The following is a 16,965-nucleotide window of genomic DNA, read 5'->3' on the forward strand; positions in this document are numbered from 1 at the left end:
GCGGGGTCTGGCGCGGCATCCCGGCCTGTCCGAAACCGTGGCGCTCCGTCGTCCCCAGCGTAGCAAGGACCGTGCCCGATCCCGTGTTTCCACGTGGGCGCGCACCCCGTCCAGTGGCCGGAGCGGCGATGGGACCCTGGACTCGCGGGCAGTTCGCCAGAATGGGCCTGTCCGCCCGGCTCCGACATACGCAAAACAGCGTATAGGCCGCACTGCACAACGCGGCCTAGCCTCCGCTCCGTCGATCCGCGGCCGTCCGATGCGCCGTGCGACGACCGACAGGGGTTTTGGGCACGATGGCAGAGGACAAGGGCAACGGCCTGCAATCGGCGCTCCGGCGCAGGCTTCTCATGGGGCTCGCCGGCGCTCCGGCGATCGCCTTGATGCCGCGCATGAGCTTCGCGGCGGCGCCGCCGACCTCGGCGGTGAACACCACCGGCCTCGCCGTGACCGACACGGAGGTCACGGTCGGCATCCTGCACTCGGCCACCGGCACGATGGCGATCTCCGAGACCGGCTCGATCCAGGCCGAGAAGCTCGCGATCTCCCAGATCAACGAGGCGGGCGGCGTGCTCGGCCGCAAGATCAAGATCATTCAGGAGGACGGCGCCTCCGACTGGCCGACCTTCGCCGAGAAGGCCAAGAAGCTCCTCGTCAACGACCACTGCGCCGCCGTGATGGGCTGCTGGACCTCGGCCTCGCGCAAGGCCGCGTTGCCAGTCTTCGAGCAGTATAACGGCCTGTTGTACTACCCGACCTTCTACGAGGGCCTGGAGCAGTCGAAGAACGTCTTCTACACCGGCCAGGAGGCCACCCAGCAGATCCTCGAATCGCTGAACTGGGTCACCAAGGAAAAGAACGCCAAGACGTTCTTCTTCATCGGTTCGGACTACATCTGGCCGCGCACCTCGAACAAGATCGCCCGCAAGCACATCGAGAACGTGCTCAAGACCAAGGTCGTCGGCGAGGAATATTTCCCGCTGGGTCACACACAGTTCAACTCGGTGATCAACAAGCTCAAGCTCACCAAGCCGGATGTGATCTTCACGGACGTGGTCGGCGGCTCGAACGTGGCGTTCTACAAGCAGCTCAAGGCGGCCGGCATCGACCTCGCGAAGCAGACCCTGCTGACGATCTCGGTGACCGAGGACGAGGTCGACGGCATCGGCGGAGACAACATCGCCGGCGCCTATTCCTGCATGAAGTACTTCCAGTCGCTCAAGAACCCGAACAACGAGAAGTTCGTCGCCGCCTTCCACAAGATGTGGGGCGAGAAGACCGTCATCGGCGACGTGACCCAGGCCGCCTATCTCGGGCCGTTCCTGTGGAAGATGGCCTGCGAGAAGGCCGGCTCCTTCGACGTCGACAAGGTGGTCGCCGCCTCGCCGGGCCTCGAGTTCAAGGAGGCGCCGGAAGGCTACGTCAAGATCCACCCGAACCATCACCTCTGGTCGAAGACCCGGGTCGCCAGGGCCCTGCCCTCGGGCCAGTTCGAGGTGGTCTACGAGAGCCCCGACCTGATCGAGCCGAACCCCTTCCCGAAGGGCTACCAGTAGGACTCCAGCGTGCCCTCCTCCCCCTTGTGGGGAGGAGTTGGAGGTGGGGGTGGTTGGGTGACCCTCGACCTGCGGAGGCTGGCGGCGCCACCCCCACCCCTACCCCTCCCCACAAGGGGGAGGGGAAATCTGAGGCCTAACTCGGCCCGATGCTTGCACGACCTTCGCGGCATCCTTCGGAGAACGAACCCATGTTCGGTGACTATTCGCTCGGGGATCTCAGCTCGATCTTCGTCATGCAGGGCTTCGCCGGGCTTATCCTGTTCTCGGTCTACGTGCTGATGGCCCTGGGGCTGGCGATCATCTTCGGCCAGATGGGGGTGATCAACATGGCGCACGGGGAGTTCATGATCCTCGGCGCCTACATGACCTATCTCTGCTCGGGCTTCTTCCAGACCCAGCTGTCGGCCCTGTTCCCGGCCTACTTCTTCGTGGCGATGGCCCTGGCCTTCCTGGCCTCGGGGGCCCTCGGGATGCTGGTGGAATGGGCCCTGATCCGCCACCTCTACAAGCGCCCGCTCGACACGCTGCTGGCCACCTGGGGCCTCTCCCTGATCCTGCAGCAGGCCTACCGCACGATCTTCGGCGCCCGCGAGGTCGGCGTCGAGCTGCCGTCCTGGCTCATCGGCTCGGTGCAGGTCACCGACACCATCGAGATCCCGATCAACGGCATGTTCGTCATGGGCGTCACCACCCTGATCACCGTCGGCGTCGCCCTCCTGATGTACCGCTCGCGCTTCGGCGCCCAGGTCCGCGCCGTGGTGCAGAACCGCGCCATGGCGGGCGCCGTCGGCATCGACACCGAGCGGGTGGACCGCCTCACCTTTGGCCTCGGCTGCGGCATCGCGGGCATCGCCGGCTCGGCCTTCACCATGGTGGGCTCCACGGGGCCGACCTCGGGCCAGCTCTACATCGTCGACACCTTCCTGATCGTGGTCTTCGGCGGCGCCGCCTCGCTCCTCGGCACCATCGCGTCAGCCTTCTCGATCTCGCAGACGCAGTCGACCCTCGAGTTCTTCCTCTCGGGCTCCACCGCGAAGGTGCTCACGCTGCTGGCGGTGGTCGGCATCCTGATGCTGCGGCCCCAGGGCCTCTTCACCCTCAAGGTCCGGCGCTGAGGAGCCCGAACGTCATGACCCGCTCCAAAACCCCCGTCGTCAACGACAATCCCTTCATGAAGCCGATGGAGTGGGTGAGCCTGGCGCTCCTCGTCGGCGTCATCTTCGTCCTGCTGCCGATGCTGCTCGACGCCTTCCGGCTCAACCTCGTCGGCAAGTACCTGACCTATTCCTTCGTGGCCCTCGGCCTCGTCATCTGCTGGGGCTTCGGCGGCATCCTGTCCCTCGGCCAGGGCGTGTTCTTCGGCCTCGGCGGCTACCTGATGGCCATGTACCTCAAGCTCGAAGCCTCCAGCGTCGAGAACACGAAGATCCAGTCGACGCCGGGCATCCCCGACTTCATGGACTGGAACCAGATCACCGCCCTGCCCTGGTTCTGGAAGCCGTTCGAGAGCCTGCCCTTCACCCTCCTGGCGGTGCTGGTGGTGCCGGCCCTCTTCGCCTTCGTCATCGGCACGGCGATGTTCCGCCGCCGGGTCGGCGGCACCTACTTCGCCATCATCACCCAGGCCATCGCCGCCATCCTGACGATCCTCATCGTCGGGCAGCAGGGCTATACCGGCGGCATCAACGGCATCACGGACCTGCGCACCCTGCACGGTTGGGACATCCGAACCGACAGCGCCCACAACATCCTCTACTTCGTCAACGCCGGCCTGCTCGTCGCCTGCATCCTGTTCGCCCAGATGGTGAAGAAGTCGAAGCTCGGGCGCATCCTGCTCGCCATGCGCGACAAGGAGGACCGGGTCCGGTTCTCGGGCTACCAGGTGGCGAGCTTCAAGACCTTCGCGTTCTGCCTGGCGGCGGTGTTCGCCGCCATCGGGGGCGCGATGTTCACCCTCCAGGTCGGGTTCATGTCGCCCTCCTTCGTCGGCATCGTGCCCTCGATCGAGATGGTGATCTACGCCGCGGTCGGCGGGCGCCTGTCCCTGTTCGGCGCCGTCTGGGGCACGCTCCTCGTGAACTGGGCCAAGACCAGCTTCTCGGAGAGCTTTCCGGAGCTCTGGCTGTTCGGCCTCGGGGGGCTCTTCATCCTGGTGGTGCTGGCCTTCCCCAACGGTCTGGCGGGCATCTACCGCACCCATGTCGAGCCCCGCCTGACCCGGCGCGTGAAGGCCCTGGAGCCCGCGCCCGCCGTCGCCCTGCCCCACGCGGCCGAGTAGGACCTCCGATGAACGCAGCCCTCCTGCCCTCGCACCGCATCGGCGCCGATCCGGCCGAGAAGGACTTCCTGCTGGCGGTGGAATCCCTCACCGTCTCGTTCGACGGCTTCAAGGCGGTCAACGACGTCTCGTTCTACGTCGACCCCAACGAGATCCGGGTCATCATCGGCCCCAACGGCGCCGGCAAGACCACGGTGCTCGACCTGATCTGCGGCCGCACCAGGGCCAGCTCCGGCTCGATCAAGTACAAGGGCCAGGAGCTGACCCGGCTGTCCGAGAGTGCCATCGTGCTGGCCGGTGTCGGCCGCAAGTTCCAGACGCCGTCGATCTACGATGACCTCACCGTCTTCGAGAACCTGGAGATTTCCTATCCGCGCGGCCGCTCGGTGTTCGGGGCGCTCACCTTCAAGCGCGACGCCCAGGTCCGCGACCGCATCGAGGAGGTCGCCAGCATGATCTTCCTCAAGGACCAGCTCCTGGAGCGGGCCGAGTTCCTCAGCCACGGCCAGAAGCAGTGGCTCGAGATCGGCATGCTCCTGATCCAGGACCCGGAGCTGCTGATGCTCGACGAGCCGGTGGCCGGCATGAGCGTCGGCGAGCGCGTCAAGACCGCCGAACTCCTGAACGAGATCATCAAGGGCCGCTCGGTGCTGGTGATCGAGCACGACATGAAGTTCGTCGAGGACATCGCCCACCGGGTCACCGTGCTGCACCAGGGCAAGGTCCTGTCCGAGGGCTCGATGGAGCGGGTCAAGAACGACCCGAAGGTCATCGAAGTCTATCTCGGCCACTGACAGGGAAACGGCGCCATGCTCCAGACCACGCCTTCTCCCGCCGCCGTGCCGCCCATCCAGGCCGGGCTCCAGCCGATGCTGGCGATCGGCGACCTTCACGCGGCCTATGGCCAGAGCGAGGTGCTGCACGGCCTCGACATCGCGGTGGCGCCCGGCGAGATCGTCGCCGTGATGGGCCGCAACGGCATGGGCAAGACCACGCTGATGAAGACCCTGATGGGCATCGTGCCGGTGAAGTCCGGCACGATCCGGGTCGACGGGGCCGCGGTCGAGGGCCTCAAGAGCCACCAGCGCGTGGCCAAGGGCCTCGCCTACGTGCCCCAGGGCCGCATGATCTTCTCGGCCATGACCGTGCAGGAGAACATCGAGACGGGGCTCACCGTCACCGGCGAACGCCGGGTGCCCCAGGACCTCTACACGATGTTCCCGGTCCTCCTCGAGATGAAGGGCCGGCGCGGCGGCAACCTGTCGGGCGGCCAGCAGCAGCAGCTCGCCATCGCCCGGGCCCTGGCGAGCCGGCCCAAGGTCCTCCTCCTCGACGAGCCCACCGAGGGCATCCAGCCCTCGATCATCCGCGAGATGGGCCGGACCCTGAAGAAGATCCGCGACGAGCGCGGCCTCTCCATCGTGGTCTCCGAGCAGGTTCTGAGCTTCGCCCTCGACGTCGCCGACCGGGTGCTGGTGATCGAGAACGGTGTGATCGTGCACGAGAGTCTGCGCGCCGACATCGACGAGGCCCAGGTCGCCCGCTTCCTTTCGGTCTGATGGAGGTCAGAATGGTCGATTACGAGATCTTCGAGCTCGGCGACTTCGTCCTCCAGTGCGGCAAGACGCTGCGCAACGCCCGGCTCGCCTACAAGACCTTCGGCACGCTCAATGCCGCCCGGGACAACGCCATCGTCTACCCGACCTGGTACTCGGGCCAGCACACCGAGAACGAGTGGCTGATCGGGCCGGGCAAGGCGCTCGATCCCGACACCTACTTCATCATCGTCCCGAACCTGTTCGGCAACGGGCTGTCGTCCTCCCCGAGCAACACGCCGCCCCCCTGGAACGGGCCGCGCTTTCCCAACGTCACCGCCTACGACAACGTCACGGCCCAGCACCGCCTCGTCACCGAGCATTTCGGCATCGACACGCTGGTCCTCGTGACCGGGTGGTCCATGGGCGCGCTGCAGACCTATCATTGGGGGGCGCTCTACCCCGACATGGTGCCCCGCATCCTGCCGTTCCAGGGCTCGGCCAAGTGCTCGCGGCACAACTTCGTCTTCCTCGAGGGCGCCAAGGCCGCGCTCCAGGCCGACGCCGCCTATGCGGAGGGCTGGTACACGAGCCCGCCGAACCGGGGCCTGCGCGCCTTCGGCCGGGTCTATGCCGGCTGGGGCCTGTCGCAGACCTTCTACCGGATCGAGGCCGACAAGACCCACATGGGCTACGCGTCCCTGGAGGACTTCCTCGTCGGGTTCTGGGAGGGGCTGTTCTACACCCGGGACGCCAACGACCTGCTGGCCATGCTGTGGACCTGGCAGAACGGCGACATCAGCGCCAACGACCGCTTCAACGGTGATCTCGATGCCGCGCTCGGAGCGATCCGCGCCGACGCGATCCTGATGCCGGCCTCCACCGACCTCTACTTCCCCCCCGAGGACAACGCCATCGAGGCGGCGGCCATGCCGAACGCGGACCTGCGCGTCCTCGACACCTGGTGGGGCCACTTTGCGGGCGGACCGGGGACGAGCCCCGACGACATCGCCACACTCGATGCGGCCCTGAAGGAGCTGCTCGCACGCTGACGGCGACCGGGCCCGGCGCGCGCCTGCCCGACGATCACCGCCACATCACCCGCCGGCGGATCTCACCGCCGGCGCGAACGGGGACGCATGTCCCCTGTCTGGGAAGGGAGCACCGACGCAACATGCCCGAGACCCTGATCAAGGTCGATCTGACCCAATCGGCCTACGACAACGACATGGTGCACAACCGCTGGCACCCCGACATTCCCATGGTGGCGATGGTCAAGCCCGGCGACGACTTCATCGTCGAGACCTACGACTGGACCGGCGGCTTCATCAAGAACAACGATTCGGCCGACGACGTGCGCGACATCGACCTGTCGATCGTGCACTTTCTGTCCGGCCCGATCGGCGTCGAGGGTGCCGAGCCCGGCGACCTCCTCGTGGTCGACCTCCTCGACATCGGCGCCAAGCCCGAGAGCCAGTGGGGCTTCAACGGCTTCTTCTCGAAGAAGAACGGCGGCGGCTTCCTCGACGAGCATTTCCCCCAGGCCCAGAAATCGATCTGGGACTTCGAGGGCATGTTCACGAAGTCGCGCCACATTCCCGGCGTGCGCTTCCCCGGCCTGATCCATCCCGGTCTGATCGGCTGCCTGCCCGATCCGAAGATGCTGGAGACCTGGAACACCCGCGAGAAGGCGCTGTTCGACACCGACCCCAACCGGGTCCCGGCCCTGGCCACCCTGCCCTTCGCCCCCACCGCCCATATGGGCCGGCTCAAGGGCGAGGGACGCGACAAGGCGGCGGCGACGGGCGCCCGCACGGTGCCGGGCCGCGAGCACGGCGGCAATTGCGACATCAAGGACCTGTCGCGGGGCTCGAAGATCTACTTCCCCGTCTACGTCCCCGGCGCCGGCCTCTCGATGGGCGACCTGCATTTCAGCCAGGGCGACGGCGAGATCACCTTCTGCGGCGCCATCGAGATGGCGGGTTGGGTCCATCTCAAGGTCAGCCTGATCAAGGACGGCATGGCCAAGTACGGGATCAAGAACCCGATCTTCAAGCCGTCGCCGATCACGCCGAAGTTCGACGACCATCTCATCTTCGAGGGCGTCTCCGTCGACGAGTACGGCAAGCAGCACTACCTCGACGTCACGGTGGCCTACCGCCAGGCCTGCCTCAACGCGATCGAATACCTGAAGAAGTTCGGCTACTCGGGGGCCCAGGCCTACTCGATCCTCGGCACCGCGCCGGTCCAGGGCCACATCTCCGGCGTCGTCGACATCCCGAACGCCTGCGCCACCCTGTGGATTCCGACGAAGATCTTCGACTTCGACATCAATCCCGGCGCCGACGGACCGACGAAGTTCCTCGACGGCTCGATCCAGATGCCCCTGTCGCCCGATCTTTGAGGATCGGGTCGCGCCCGATCCGGCGCGCATCCCCCTCCTCCTGGCAGGGGGACCGCAGATGCCGGTTCGCGCGCCGAAACGTCTCCCGTCGCACCACGTCATCCCGGGGCCGCGCAGCGGAGCCCGGGATCCAGACGCACAGGTGGTGCGAGACTGCATGCCGTCGGCGGGTCCGGATTCCGGGCTCGCCTGCGGCGCCCCGGAATGACGCGGCGGGTCGCATGCGAACGCGCGAACGTCCAGAGTCGTGGGTCGCACTCCGCTCGCCGCGCTCCACCCAGCAGACAGCACCGAGAGGTCCCCATGCCCGTCTACGATTACGCCTGCGAGGGCTGCGGCCCGTTCACGGTGCTGCGCCCGATGGCCGAGTTTCGCGATCCCCACGACTGCCCGGATTGCGGGACCGCCTGCGGCCGCGCCTTCCTCACCGCGCCGAACCTCGCCTCCATGGATGCGGGATTGCGCAAGGCGCACGCCACCAACGAGCGCAGCCGTCATGCCCCCCGCAAGGTTTCGGGGCACGGCGCCGGCTGCGGCTGCTGCAGCGGGTCGGCAAAGACCAAAACGCAAGCAACGCCGGCCGCCAAAAGCTTTCCTGCGGCACGACCCTGGATGATCAGCCATTAAATTAAGCACTGGCACTGCAATTGCAAAGTATTACCCGACAGCAGATCTGCACAGTGTCTGGGCCTATCGAGATATAATTCCACAGCTGAAGTGGATGGGATGGGTCCGAGGCCGGATCGATGCTGGAGCGTGGGGTGGTACGATGATCCAGAGATTCGAACGGGGACCGGTGCCGAGGCGCCGGATGGGATGGGGGGCGGCCCGGGGCGCGCTCCTGTCGGCGGCGGTCGCGTCCGCCGGCGTCCTGGTGGATGGGCCGGCCCTGGCGCAGACGGCCTCGCCGGTGGGCCAGTTCAACGACCAGACGCAGCCGCGCACCGACCCGGCCATCGCCGACAAGCCGAAGGACCCGGTCCGGGTCGGCCCGCTCGCGCCCTGGGCCACCGAGATGGCGGCCCGCGGCCTGACCTTCGACGTCAACGTCTACGACTTCTACCAGGCCAACCCGACCATGGGTCTGCGGCCCGGCGAGCAGTCGAACTCGGCCTATTTCGTCCTGTCGATGACGGCCGACATGCAGAAGATCGCCGGCATCTCGGGCGGGACGATCAACTTCACCCAGACCTTCTTCGGCCTGGTGCGCAACCTCAACATGGCCGCCGACATCGGCGACACCACGGTGGGCTACCAGCCGCCGTTCAACCCCAACTTCGCCCGGCTGTCGCTGTTCACCTACCAGCAGAAGCTGCTCGACGACCGCCTCGTGGTCGAGGTCGGCCGCACCCATCCGGACCGGTACTACGGCCTTCCGCCGTGCAACTCGATCAATTCCTGCTTCCAGGACATGTTCTACTTCAACGCCGGCTTCACCTCGCCGCTCTACGGGGTCTGGGGCGCCAACGTCGCCTACAAGCTCTCGCCGACCACCTACGTCCAGGCCGGCGCCTTCAGCGTGAACCCCAACACCAACGGGCTGTCGGGCTATGATTTCGGCTACGAGCGCCTGGCCGGCGCGGTGGTGATGACCGAGATCGGCCGCAAGACCGACTTCTCCCAGGAGGCCTATCCGGGGCGCGTCTCGCTCACCGGCTTCTACAACACCGCCGATCACGAGGATAACTTCAAGACGGCGCTCGGCCGCTCCAAGGGTCTGTTCCCCGGCGATCCGGCCCTGCAGAAATCCGGCACCTCCGGCGTGGTGCTGACCGCCTCGCAGACGGTCTGGCGGGCCGACGGGGGCGCGGAGGCCGCCAACCCGCACCCGGCCTCGGTCTCGGTCTATACCGGCACCGGCTACGCCTTCGACCCGACGATCCCGATCCGGTTCAATTCCTTCGCCGGAATCCTTCTGCAGTCGCCCGACCAGTCCCGGCCCAACGACACCTACGGTCTGAAGGCCAACTGGCAGCGGATCAACGCCAACTACGCCGACTTCCTGGCGGATGCGAACTTCATCTCGGGCGGCTCGGGCGCGCCGTTCTCGCGGGACAAGTTCATCTTCGAGGCCAACGCCCACATCGACGTCGGGGCCGGCGTGATCCTCGAGCCCGTGATCCAGTACGTCGTCAATCCGAACTCGTTCTGGAACCCCTACACCGCCCGGCGGCCGAAGGACGGCGTCTATGGCGGCTTCACCCTCGTGGTTCCCCTCGGAACCCTCCTCGGCCTCGCGCCGGGCTAGGGGCCCGGGGGACCCCGTCTCCCCCCACGCGTGCCGCCAAACACCGCGGCACGCGCCACGTCTCGAAACCGGAGGATCGCGCCATGATGCACGGAGACATTTCGTCGAGCCAGGACAGCGTCGGCGTCGCCGTCGTGAACTACAGGATGCCCCGCCTGCACACGCGGGACGAGGTCCTGGAGAACGCGTCCAAGATCGCCGACATGGTGGTCGGCATGAAGTCCGGCCTGCCCGGCATGGACCTGGTGATCTTCCCCGAATACTCGACCCACGGGATCATGTACGACGCGGCCGAGATGTACGAGACCGCCACCACGGTCCCGGGGCCGGAGACCGACATCTTCGCCGCCGCCTGCCGCAAGGCGAAGGTCTGGGGCGTGTTCTCCCTCACGGGCGAGCGCCACGAGGAGCACCCGAACAAGGCGCCCTACAACACCCTCATCCTGATGAACGACCAGGGCGAGATCGTGCAGAAGTATCGCAAGATCATGCCCTGGACGCCGATCGAGGGCTGGTATCCGGGCGACCGGACCTACGTCTCCGACGGCCCCAAGGGCCTGAAGATCAGCCTCATCATCTGCGACGACGGCAACTACCCGGAGATCTGGCGCGACTGCGCCATGCGGGGCGCCGAGCTCATCGTCCGCTGCCAGGGCTACATGTATCCGGCGAAAGAGCAGCAGGTCCTGATGTCGAAGGCGATGGCGTTCGCCAACAACACCTACGTGGCGGTGGCCAATGCCGCCGGCTTCGACGGAGTCTACAGCTACTTCGGCCACTCGGCGATCATCGGCTTCGACGGGCGGACGCTGGGCGAGTGCGGCGAGGAGGAGATGGGCATCCAGTACGCCGCCCTGTCGAAGTTCCTGATCCGCGATGCCCGCGCCCACGGGCAATCGGAGAACCACCTCTTCAAGCTGCTGCATCGCGGCTACACCGGCATGATCGCCTCGAAGGAGAACCGGCACGGCCTGTCGGAATGCCCCTACGACTTCTACCGCCGCTGGATCGAGGACCCCGATGCCACCCGCGAGGCCGTGCGGGCGATCACCCGGCCGAGCGTCGGCACCCCGGAATGCCCGATCGAGGGCATCCCCTTCGTGGGCAAGGGCGAGGGCCCGCCCGACCCGGCTTGATCCGGCGCCCCTCACCCGTGTGATGCCTCGAGGGGCCTCGGCCAGCGACGGCGCGACGATGCGCGGGAACCCGGTTGACAGGCGCGAGATGTGTCGTATTGTCATCGACACACAAGCGAAATCGATCATGCCCACCACCACCCGCTTCGCCGTCGCCGTCCACATCCTCGCCGCCCTGGCGGTGAGCGGCGGCAAGCCTCTCCGGTCCGAGGATCTCGCCTATTCCGTCAACACGGGCGCGGTGGTGATCCGGGGGCTTCTGTCCCGCCTCGGCGAGGCGGGGCTGACCCGTTCGCAGATGGGGGCGGGCGGCGGCGCGCTGCTGGCCCGACCGGCCGAACGCATCCGCCTCCTCGACGTCTACGGCGCGGTGGAGGATACGGCGCTGTTCACCCTGCACCGGACCCCGCCCTGCGAGGCCTGCGCGGTCGGCGGACAGATCCAGGCCGCCCTCAGCCCGATCCTCGGGCGGGCCCGGCAGGCCCTGGAGGACGAGTTGGCGACCGTCACCATCGCCGACATCGCCGCCGAGGTGGCGCGCCTCGGCAAGTTCACGATCCCCCTCTCCTGGTGATCGTTTTTTACCCTAAAGTGTAATCGCGTCGTCGACATAACAACATTCAAGATGGATGCGGCCGGCATTGAATGCGGATCGTTCGCCACCGGGGCGCGGACGGCTCGAAGACGCAAAGCCCCCGGCAGCAACCCCCTTCATGACAGGAGCGACACCATGAGCATCGGTATCCTTGGTTCCGGCGGCCTCGGCTCGAACGTGGCGCGGGCGCTGGCTCGCAACGGCATCGCCGCCACGGTGGCGAACAGTCGGGGGCCGGCCTCGCTGGCGGCCCTCGTCGCGGAACTCGGTCCCTCGATCACGGCGGGCACCGTCGCGGAGGCGGCCAGCGCCGACATCGTCTTCGTCGCGCTGCGCTGGACCGACACCGAGACGGTGCTGAGCCGCCTGCCGGCCTGGAACAACCGCATCGTGGTCGATGGCACCAACCCGGTCGAGTTCCTCGACCCGAATTCGCCCGCCGCGAACGATCCGGCCAACCCGCTGGCCGCCTACGGCATCAAGGCCGTCGATCTCGGTGGCCGCGCGTCGAGCAGCCTGATCCGTGCCCTCGTCCCCGGCGCACGCTTGGTCAAGGCCTTCAATCACCTCGACGTCAACGCCCTGCCCCAGCCCCAACTCTCCGGCGGTCAGCGCGTGCTGTTCTATTCCGGCGACGATGCGGCCGCGAAGGCCGAGATCCGCGCGCTGATTGAGGCCATGCGGTTCTTCCCCGTCGACCTCGGTGCCCTCGACACCGGCGGCCCGCTGGCGGAACTGCCCTTCGGCCCCCTCGCGGCCATCAACTTCGTCAAGGTCTGACCGGCGGTCCCGCCTACGATTCGGGCTGGACCGCGAAGCCCGGATCGAGGGCCGGTTCCGTTGCCGCGGGGCCGGCTCTCGCCGTTCTGCGCCGCGGGGCCGCGCCGCCTCCGTTTGACCCGGGCGGGCGGCGCCTCTACCGCCCTTGCCGAGACCCGTCGCCCCTGATCGACACCCCGGAAGGAGGACGTCCCGGCATGAGCCAGCCCGAGACCGACGCGCGCCTGCGCCGCGCCGCGGAGCTGGAGCGGGAGGCCGCGCGCCTGCGGGCCGAGGCCCGCCGCTCCGCCGAAGGGCCGGGCATCGGGCCGGATGAGGCCGGACCGGATGGGGCCGGGCCGGAGGCCGACCCGATCCCGCACCGGCAGGCGATCCTCGACAGCACGACCCGCTTCGCCATCCTGGGCACGGATCGCGACGGGGTGGTGACCGACTGGAACGCCGGCGCCGCCCGCCTCTTCGGCTGGCCCGCCGCCGCCATCCGCGGCCGCGGCATCGCCTGCCTGTTCACCCCCGAGGATCGCGCGATCGACCGGCCCGGGATCGAGATGCGCCTCGCCCTGGAGCAGGGCCGCGCCGAGGACGAGCGCTGGCACCTGCGCGCCGACGGCACGCGCTTCTGGGCCTCGGGCGAGATGATGCCCCTGCGGGACGGCGACGGCCGGCACATCGGCTACGTCAAGGTCGTGAGCGACCGCACCGCGGAGCACCGGGCCGGGGACGCCCTGCAGAACGCGGAGATGCGCCTGCGCCGCGCCCAGGAGGCCGGCGGCATCGGCGTGTTCTCGGTGGGCATCGACGACGGCATCCTGCACCCGACCCCGGAATTCTGCCGCCTCTACGGGCTGCCCGTGGCCGCGACCTATCCGGCCTCGGTCTTCGAGCGCCTGGTCATCCCGGACGACTCGCACCTCGTCTCCACGGCGGAGAGCCGCCGGCGGGGCGAGCCGCCCCGGGACGTCGAGTACCGCATCCGCCGGCCCGACACCGGCGAACGCCGCTGGATCGCCCGCCGGGGCGAGATCGAGCGCGATGCCGCGGGGCGCCCGCTTCGGTTCTCCGGCGTCGCCCGGGACGTCACCGAGGCGCGCTCCGCCCGCGACGCCCTGGCCACCAGCGAGGCGCGCTACCGCGCCCTGTTCGAGGCCGTCGACGACGGCTTCTGCATCATCGAGTTCTTCGACGGGCCGCACGGCCCCTTGAGCGACTACGTCCACGTCGAGGCCAATGCCGGCTACGAGCGCCACACCGGCATCCCGGACATCGTCGGCCGCACCCTGCGCGACCTCGCGCCGGCGGAGGCCGAGGGCTGGCTCGAGCTCTACGGCGGCGTCCTGCGCACCGGCACCGCGATCCGGTTCGAGCGCGCCTTTCCCCTGGCCGGGCGTCACATCGAGGTCTCCGCCGCCCGGATCGAGCCGGCGAGCCGGCGCCAGGTCTCGGTGCTGTTCCGGGACATCTCGGCCCGCCGCCGGGCGGAGGACGCCCTGCGCGCCAGCGAGGCCCTGGCCCGGGAGAACATCGAGCGGGTGCAGCTCGCTCTGGCCGCCGGGGCGATCATCGGCACCTGGCTCTGGGACCTGCCCACCGACCGCTTCAGCGTCGACGAGGCCTTCGCCCGCAGCTTCGGCCTCGATCCCGCCGCCGGGCGCGAGGGCCTGAGCCTCGCCCAGGTGGTGGAGACCGTGCACCCGGACGACCGCGCCGGCCTCGCCGAAGCCATCGAGGCCGCGATCGCCCGGGGCGGCGCCTACGCGCACCAGTACCGGACCCGCCGCGCCGACGGGCGCTACTACTGGCTCGAAGCCAACGGACGCGTCGAGCACGGCCCGGACGGCACCCCCTTACGCTTTCCCGGCGTGCTCATCGACGTGGAGGAGCGCCGGGCCGGCGAGGCCGAGCGCGCGCGCGTCACCGAGCAGCTGCGCAGCCTCAACGAGACCCTGGAGCAGCGGGTCGCGGAACGCACGGCCGAGCTGATGCGGGCCGAGGAGGCCCTGCGCCAGTCGCAGAAGATGGAGGCGGTGGGCCAGCTCACGGGCGGCCTCGCCCACGACTTCAACAACATGTTGGCGGGCATCGTCGGCTCCCTCGAGCTGATGCAGACCCGGATGCTCCAGGGAAGGGTCGGCGACCTGGAGCGCTACATCGGCGCCGCGCAGGGGGCGGCGCGCCGGGCCGCCGCCCTGACCCACCGGCTCCTCGCCTTCTCGCGCCGCCAGACCCTGGCCCCGAAGCCCACCGACGTGAACCGCCTCGTCGAGGGCATGGCGGAGCTGGTGCGCCGCACGGTGGGGCCGGCGGTGTCGGTGGAGGTGGTGGGCGCGGCCGGCCTGTGGCCGACCCTCGTGGACCCGAGCCAGCTCGAGAACGCCCTCCTGAACCTCTGCATCAACGCCCGCGACGCCATGCCGGACGGCGGCCGCATCGTGGTCGAGACCGGCAACCGCTGGCTCGATGCCCGCGCGGCGCGGGAGCGCGACCTGGAGCCGGGCCAGTACGTCTCCCTCTGCGTCTCGGACAACGGCACCGGCATGACGCCCGACGTCGCCGCCAAGGCCTTCGACCCGTTCTTCACCACGAAGCCCCTCGGCGAGGGCACCGGCCTCGGCCTGTCGATGATCTACGGCTTCGCCAAGCAGTCGGGCGGCCAGGTGCGGATCTACTCCGAGCCCGGCGCGGGCACGATGGTGTGCATCTACCTGCCGCGCCATCTCGGCGCGGCGGAGGGGGTGGAGACGGTGCCGGACCTGTCGGAGGCGGCCCGGGCCAAGGTCGGCGAGACGGTGCTGGTGGTGGACGACGAGCCCACCGTCCGGATGCTGGTGACCGAGGTGCTGGAGGATCTCGGCTACGCCGCCATCGAGGCGGCCGACGGTGCCTCGGGCCTCAAGGTGCTGCAATCCGATGTGCGCATCGACCTCCTCGTCACCGATGTCGGCCTGCCCGGCGGCATGAACGGCCGCCAGATGGCGGAGGCGGCCCTGGTGTCCCGCCCGGGCCTGAAGGTGCTGTTCATCACCGGCTATGCCGAGAACGCCGCCCTCAACCACGGCCACCTCGCCCCCGGCATGCAGGTGCTGGTCAAGCCCTTCGCGCTCGAGGCCCTGGCCACCCGCATCCGCGGCCTGATCGAGGGGGCCGCGTGATGACCCTCGCCGGTTGATTCCTCGGGCGCTTCTCGCGCGCGGGTCCCCTCCGGGAGGGAGAGGGACAGGGTGAAGTGCGGGACCGCGTCGGATGGGCCACGCCCCTCACCCCGACCCCTTCTCACACCGGAGAGCGACGGCCCGCCGAGATCGCTGCCGCGGGCCCCGTCCGGGTCCAACGCCTGTTCGGCCGTCTCCCGAACTCGCGGCGCGTCGCAACTGGCTGTAACTGCCCGGACGGCAACGATCCGGCCGCCGTCGCCCGCGTTGCCGGTGTCATCGCAGGCGGCTGAGTGAGTCCCCCCCACCAAAACGGGAATCGCCGGTTCATCCCCGTCCTTTCGCACCGAGCGCGATTCCGACCAGGATGGTGAGCGCCGCGACGACGAGCCGCGGATCCAGCCCTTCGGCCAGGATGACAGCCGACAGACCGATCCCCACGGCAGGCGTCGCAAGAACACCGAGAGATGCGGTGGTCGCCGGCACGCGCCGGTTCACGACCGTCATGGCCCAGAACCCGAGCGCTGTTCCGATGACGCCGTTGTAGGTGAGCGCCAGCAGCGCGGGCGTCCCGATCCGCGTCGGCGGTGCACCCTCGACCGTGAGCGCCAGGATCACAAGGACGATGGTCGCGAGCAGGCATTGCCAGGGCATGAGCTGGAGCGGCGTCGCCTCCCAGCGATGGGCCCGGGTGTAGACGATGCTGACCGACCAGCAGAGCGCGGCCACGATCACCAAGCCGTTCCCGAAAAGGACCGCCGCGTCCCCCCACGCGAAGCTGCCCGGCTCGAAGAGCACCAGCAGGCCGGCGATGCCGACCGCGATGCCGGCGACTTGCCGCGCGGACACGCGCTCGCCGAGGAAGAAGAAGGCGGCGGGCGCGACCCAGAGCGGGGTGGTGTAGCCCAGCACGATGGCGCGGCTCGCCGGAACGAAGACGAGCCCCGCCGTCATGAGGCTCGCGAAGGCGACCATGTGAAAGAGCGCGATCACGAGGATGACCGGCAGGTCGGCCCGGGACGGCAAGACAAGCTGTCGGGCCGCAAACAGGGATGGGAACAGGACGAGAGCGGCCAGCGCAGTGCGGATGGCGACTGCCCAGAGCGGCGTGACCTCCCGTACCGCCAGCTTCATGACGACCCAGTTGAGGCTCCAGGCCAGGACCACGAAGGCGAAGAGGCCGATGGTGGAGAGGGCAGAGGCCGAATCCCGCTTTTGGGCGGGGAGAGCGGCAGTGGGTGCGGGCATCGCGGCGGCCTCATGTAGACAGGTCTGTCTACA

General features: G+C 68.6%; 14 protein-coding genes. 13 read left to right on the forward strand and 1 reads right to left on the reverse strand.

The annotated features are described in order from the left end of the window. The first annotated feature begins 296 nt into the window (after positions 1 to 296). The 13 genes from urtA to ASG51_RS09130 all read left to right on the forward strand — a co-directional run bounded on the left by urtA (position 297) and on the right by ASG51_RS09130 (position 15,684). Positions 297 to 1,556 (forward strand): urea ABC transporter substrate-binding protein, encoded by a 1,260-nt coding sequence (gene urtA, locus ASG51_RS09070; protein WP_056221501.1) that lies wholly within the window; start codon positions 297 to 299, stop codon positions 1,554 to 1,556. A 191-nt stretch (positions 1,557 to 1,747) separates the two neighbouring features. Then, complete coding sequence (gene urtB, locus ASG51_RS09075) at positions 1,748 to 2,674, forward strand: urea ABC transporter permease subunit UrtB (RefSeq protein ID WP_056380360.1); 927 nt, start codon at positions 1,748 to 1,750, stop codon at positions 2,672 to 2,674. Between the two features lie 14 nt (positions 2,675 to 2,688). Then, positions 2,689 to 3,837 (forward strand): urea ABC transporter permease subunit UrtC, encoded by a 1,149-nt coding sequence (gene urtC, locus ASG51_RS09080; RefSeq protein ID WP_056221495.1) that lies wholly within the window; start codon positions 2,689 to 2,691, stop codon positions 3,835 to 3,837. Between the two features lie 8 nt (positions 3,838 to 3,845). Continuing rightward, the gene (gene urtD / locus ASG51_RS09085) at positions 3,846 to 4,631 is read left to right on the forward strand and encodes an urea ABC transporter ATP-binding protein UrtD (RefSeq protein ID WP_056380363.1); all 786 of its coding nucleotides are present in this window, start codon (positions 3,846 to 3,848) and stop codon (positions 4,629 to 4,631) included. Positions 4,632 to 4,706: 75 nt separating this feature from the next. Then, entirely contained in the window at positions 4,707 to 5,396 is a 690-nt protein-coding gene (gene urtE / locus ASG51_RS09090) for an urea ABC transporter ATP-binding subunit UrtE (protein WP_056221777.1), read from the forward strand. A gap of 11 nt (positions 5,397 to 5,407) precedes the next feature. Next, positions 5,408 to 6,424 (forward strand): alpha/beta fold hydrolase, encoded by a 1,017-nt coding sequence (locus tag ASG51_RS09095; protein ID WP_056221488.1) that lies wholly within the window; start codon positions 5,408 to 5,410, stop codon positions 6,422 to 6,424. A gap of 122 nt (positions 6,425 to 6,546) precedes the next feature. Further along, positions 6,547 to 7,776 carry a formamidase gene (gene fmdA, locus ASG51_RS09100; RefSeq protein WP_056221485.1) on the forward strand — a complete coding sequence of 410 codons (1,230 nt, stop codon included), beginning with the start codon at positions 6,547 to 6,549 and terminating at the stop codon, positions 7,774 to 7,776. Positions 7,777 to 8,079: 303 nt separating this feature from the next. Continuing rightward, positions 8,080 to 8,403 carry a zinc ribbon domain-containing protein gene (locus ASG51_RS09105; protein ID WP_056380365.1) on the forward strand — a complete coding sequence of 108 codons (324 nt, stop codon included), beginning with the start codon at positions 8,080 to 8,082 and terminating at the stop codon, positions 8,401 to 8,403. A gap of 184 nt (positions 8,404 to 8,587) precedes the next feature. Continuing rightward, positions 8,588 to 10,024 (forward strand): carbohydrate porin, encoded by a 1,437-nt coding sequence (locus ASG51_RS09110; RefSeq protein ID WP_156389663.1) that lies wholly within the window; start codon positions 8,588 to 8,590, stop codon positions 10,022 to 10,024. 83 nt (positions 10,025 to 10,107) lie between these two features. Then, complete coding sequence (locus ASG51_RS09115) at positions 10,108 to 11,160, forward strand: aliphatic amidase (RefSeq protein ID WP_056380367.1); 1,053 nt, start codon at positions 10,108 to 10,110, stop codon at positions 11,158 to 11,160. Between the two features lie 127 nt (positions 11,161 to 11,287). After that, the gene (locus ASG51_RS09120) at positions 11,288 to 11,734 is read left to right on the forward strand and encodes an Rrf2 family transcriptional regulator (RefSeq protein ID WP_056274360.1); all 447 of its coding nucleotides are present in this window, start codon (positions 11,288 to 11,290) and stop codon (positions 11,732 to 11,734) included. A 156-nt stretch (positions 11,735 to 11,890) separates the two neighbouring features. Further along, positions 11,891 to 12,535 carry an NAD(P)-binding domain-containing protein gene (locus ASG51_RS09125; RefSeq protein WP_056350154.1) on the forward strand — a complete coding sequence of 215 codons (645 nt, stop codon included), beginning with the start codon at positions 11,891 to 11,893 and terminating at the stop codon, positions 12,533 to 12,535. Between the two features lie 197 nt (positions 12,536 to 12,732). Then, positions 12,733 to 15,684 (forward strand): PAS domain S-box protein, encoded by a 2,952-nt coding sequence (locus ASG51_RS09130; protein ID WP_082513943.1) that lies wholly within the window; start codon positions 12,733 to 12,735, stop codon positions 15,682 to 15,684. Positions 15,685 to 16,011: 327 nt separating this feature from the next. On the opposite strand, the gene ASG51_RS09135 is transcribed toward ASG51_RS09130, so the two are convergent. Next, the gene (locus tag ASG51_RS09135) at positions 16,012 to 16,932 is read right to left on the reverse strand and encodes a DMT family transporter (RefSeq protein WP_056274354.1); all 921 of its coding nucleotides are present in this window, start codon (positions 16,930 to 16,932) and stop codon (positions 16,012 to 16,014) included. Positions 16,933 to 16,965 lie beyond the last annotated feature (33 nt).

It is taken from the genome of Methylobacterium sp. Leaf465 (assembly GCF_001424705.1).
GTDB lineage: Bacteria > Pseudomonadota > Alphaproteobacteria > Rhizobiales > Beijerinckiaceae > Methylobacterium.

Coding starts and splice junctions, on each gene's coding strand:
- ASG51_RS09135 (WP_056274354.1), bottom strand. CDS start 16,932: ATGCCCGCACCCACTGCCGCTCTCCCCGCCCAAAAGCGGGATTCGGCC.
- ASG51_RS09120 (WP_056274360.1), top strand. CDS start 11,288: ATGCCCACCACCACCCGCTTCGCCGTCGCCGTCCACATCCTCGCCGCC.
- ASG51_RS09115 (WP_056380367.1), top strand. CDS start 10,108: ATGATGCACGGAGACATTTCGTCGAGCCAGGACAGCGTCGGCGTCGCC.
- urtA (WP_056221501.1), top strand. CDS start 297: ATGGCAGAGGACAAGGGCAACGGCCTGCAATCGGCGCTCCGGCGCAGG.
- urtC (WP_056221495.1), top strand. CDS start 2,689: ATGACCCGCTCCAAAACCCCCGTCGTCAACGACAATCCCTTCATGAAG.
- ASG51_RS09105 (WP_056380365.1), top strand. CDS start 8,080: ATGCCCGTCTACGATTACGCCTGCGAGGGCTGCGGCCCGTTCACGGTG.
- urtE (WP_056221777.1), top strand. CDS start 4,707: ATGCTGGCGATCGGCGACCTTCACGCGGCCTATGGCCAGAGCGAGGTG.
- urtD (WP_056380363.1), top strand. CDS start 3,846: ATGAACGCAGCCCTCCTGCCCTCGCACCGCATCGGCGCCGATCCGGCC.
- ASG51_RS09125 (WP_056350154.1), top strand. CDS start 11,891: ATGAGCATCGGTATCCTTGGTTCCGGCGGCCTCGGCTCGAACGTGGCG.
- fmdA (WP_056221485.1), top strand. CDS start 6,547: ATGCCCGAGACCCTGATCAAGGTCGATCTGACCCAATCGGCCTACGAC.
- ASG51_RS09110 (WP_156389663.1), top strand. CDS start 8,588: ATGGGATGGGGGGCGGCCCGGGGCGCGCTCCTGTCGGCGGCGGTCGCG.
- ASG51_RS09130 (WP_082513943.1), top strand. CDS start 12,733: ATGAGCCAGCCCGAGACCGACGCGCGCCTGCGCCGCGCCGCGGAGCTG.
- urtB (WP_056380360.1), top strand. CDS start 1,748: ATGTTCGGTGACTATTCGCTCGGGGATCTCAGCTCGATCTTCGTCATG.
- ASG51_RS09095 (WP_056221488.1), top strand. CDS start 5,408: ATGGTCGATTACGAGATCTTCGAGCTCGGCGACTTCGTCCTCCAGTGC.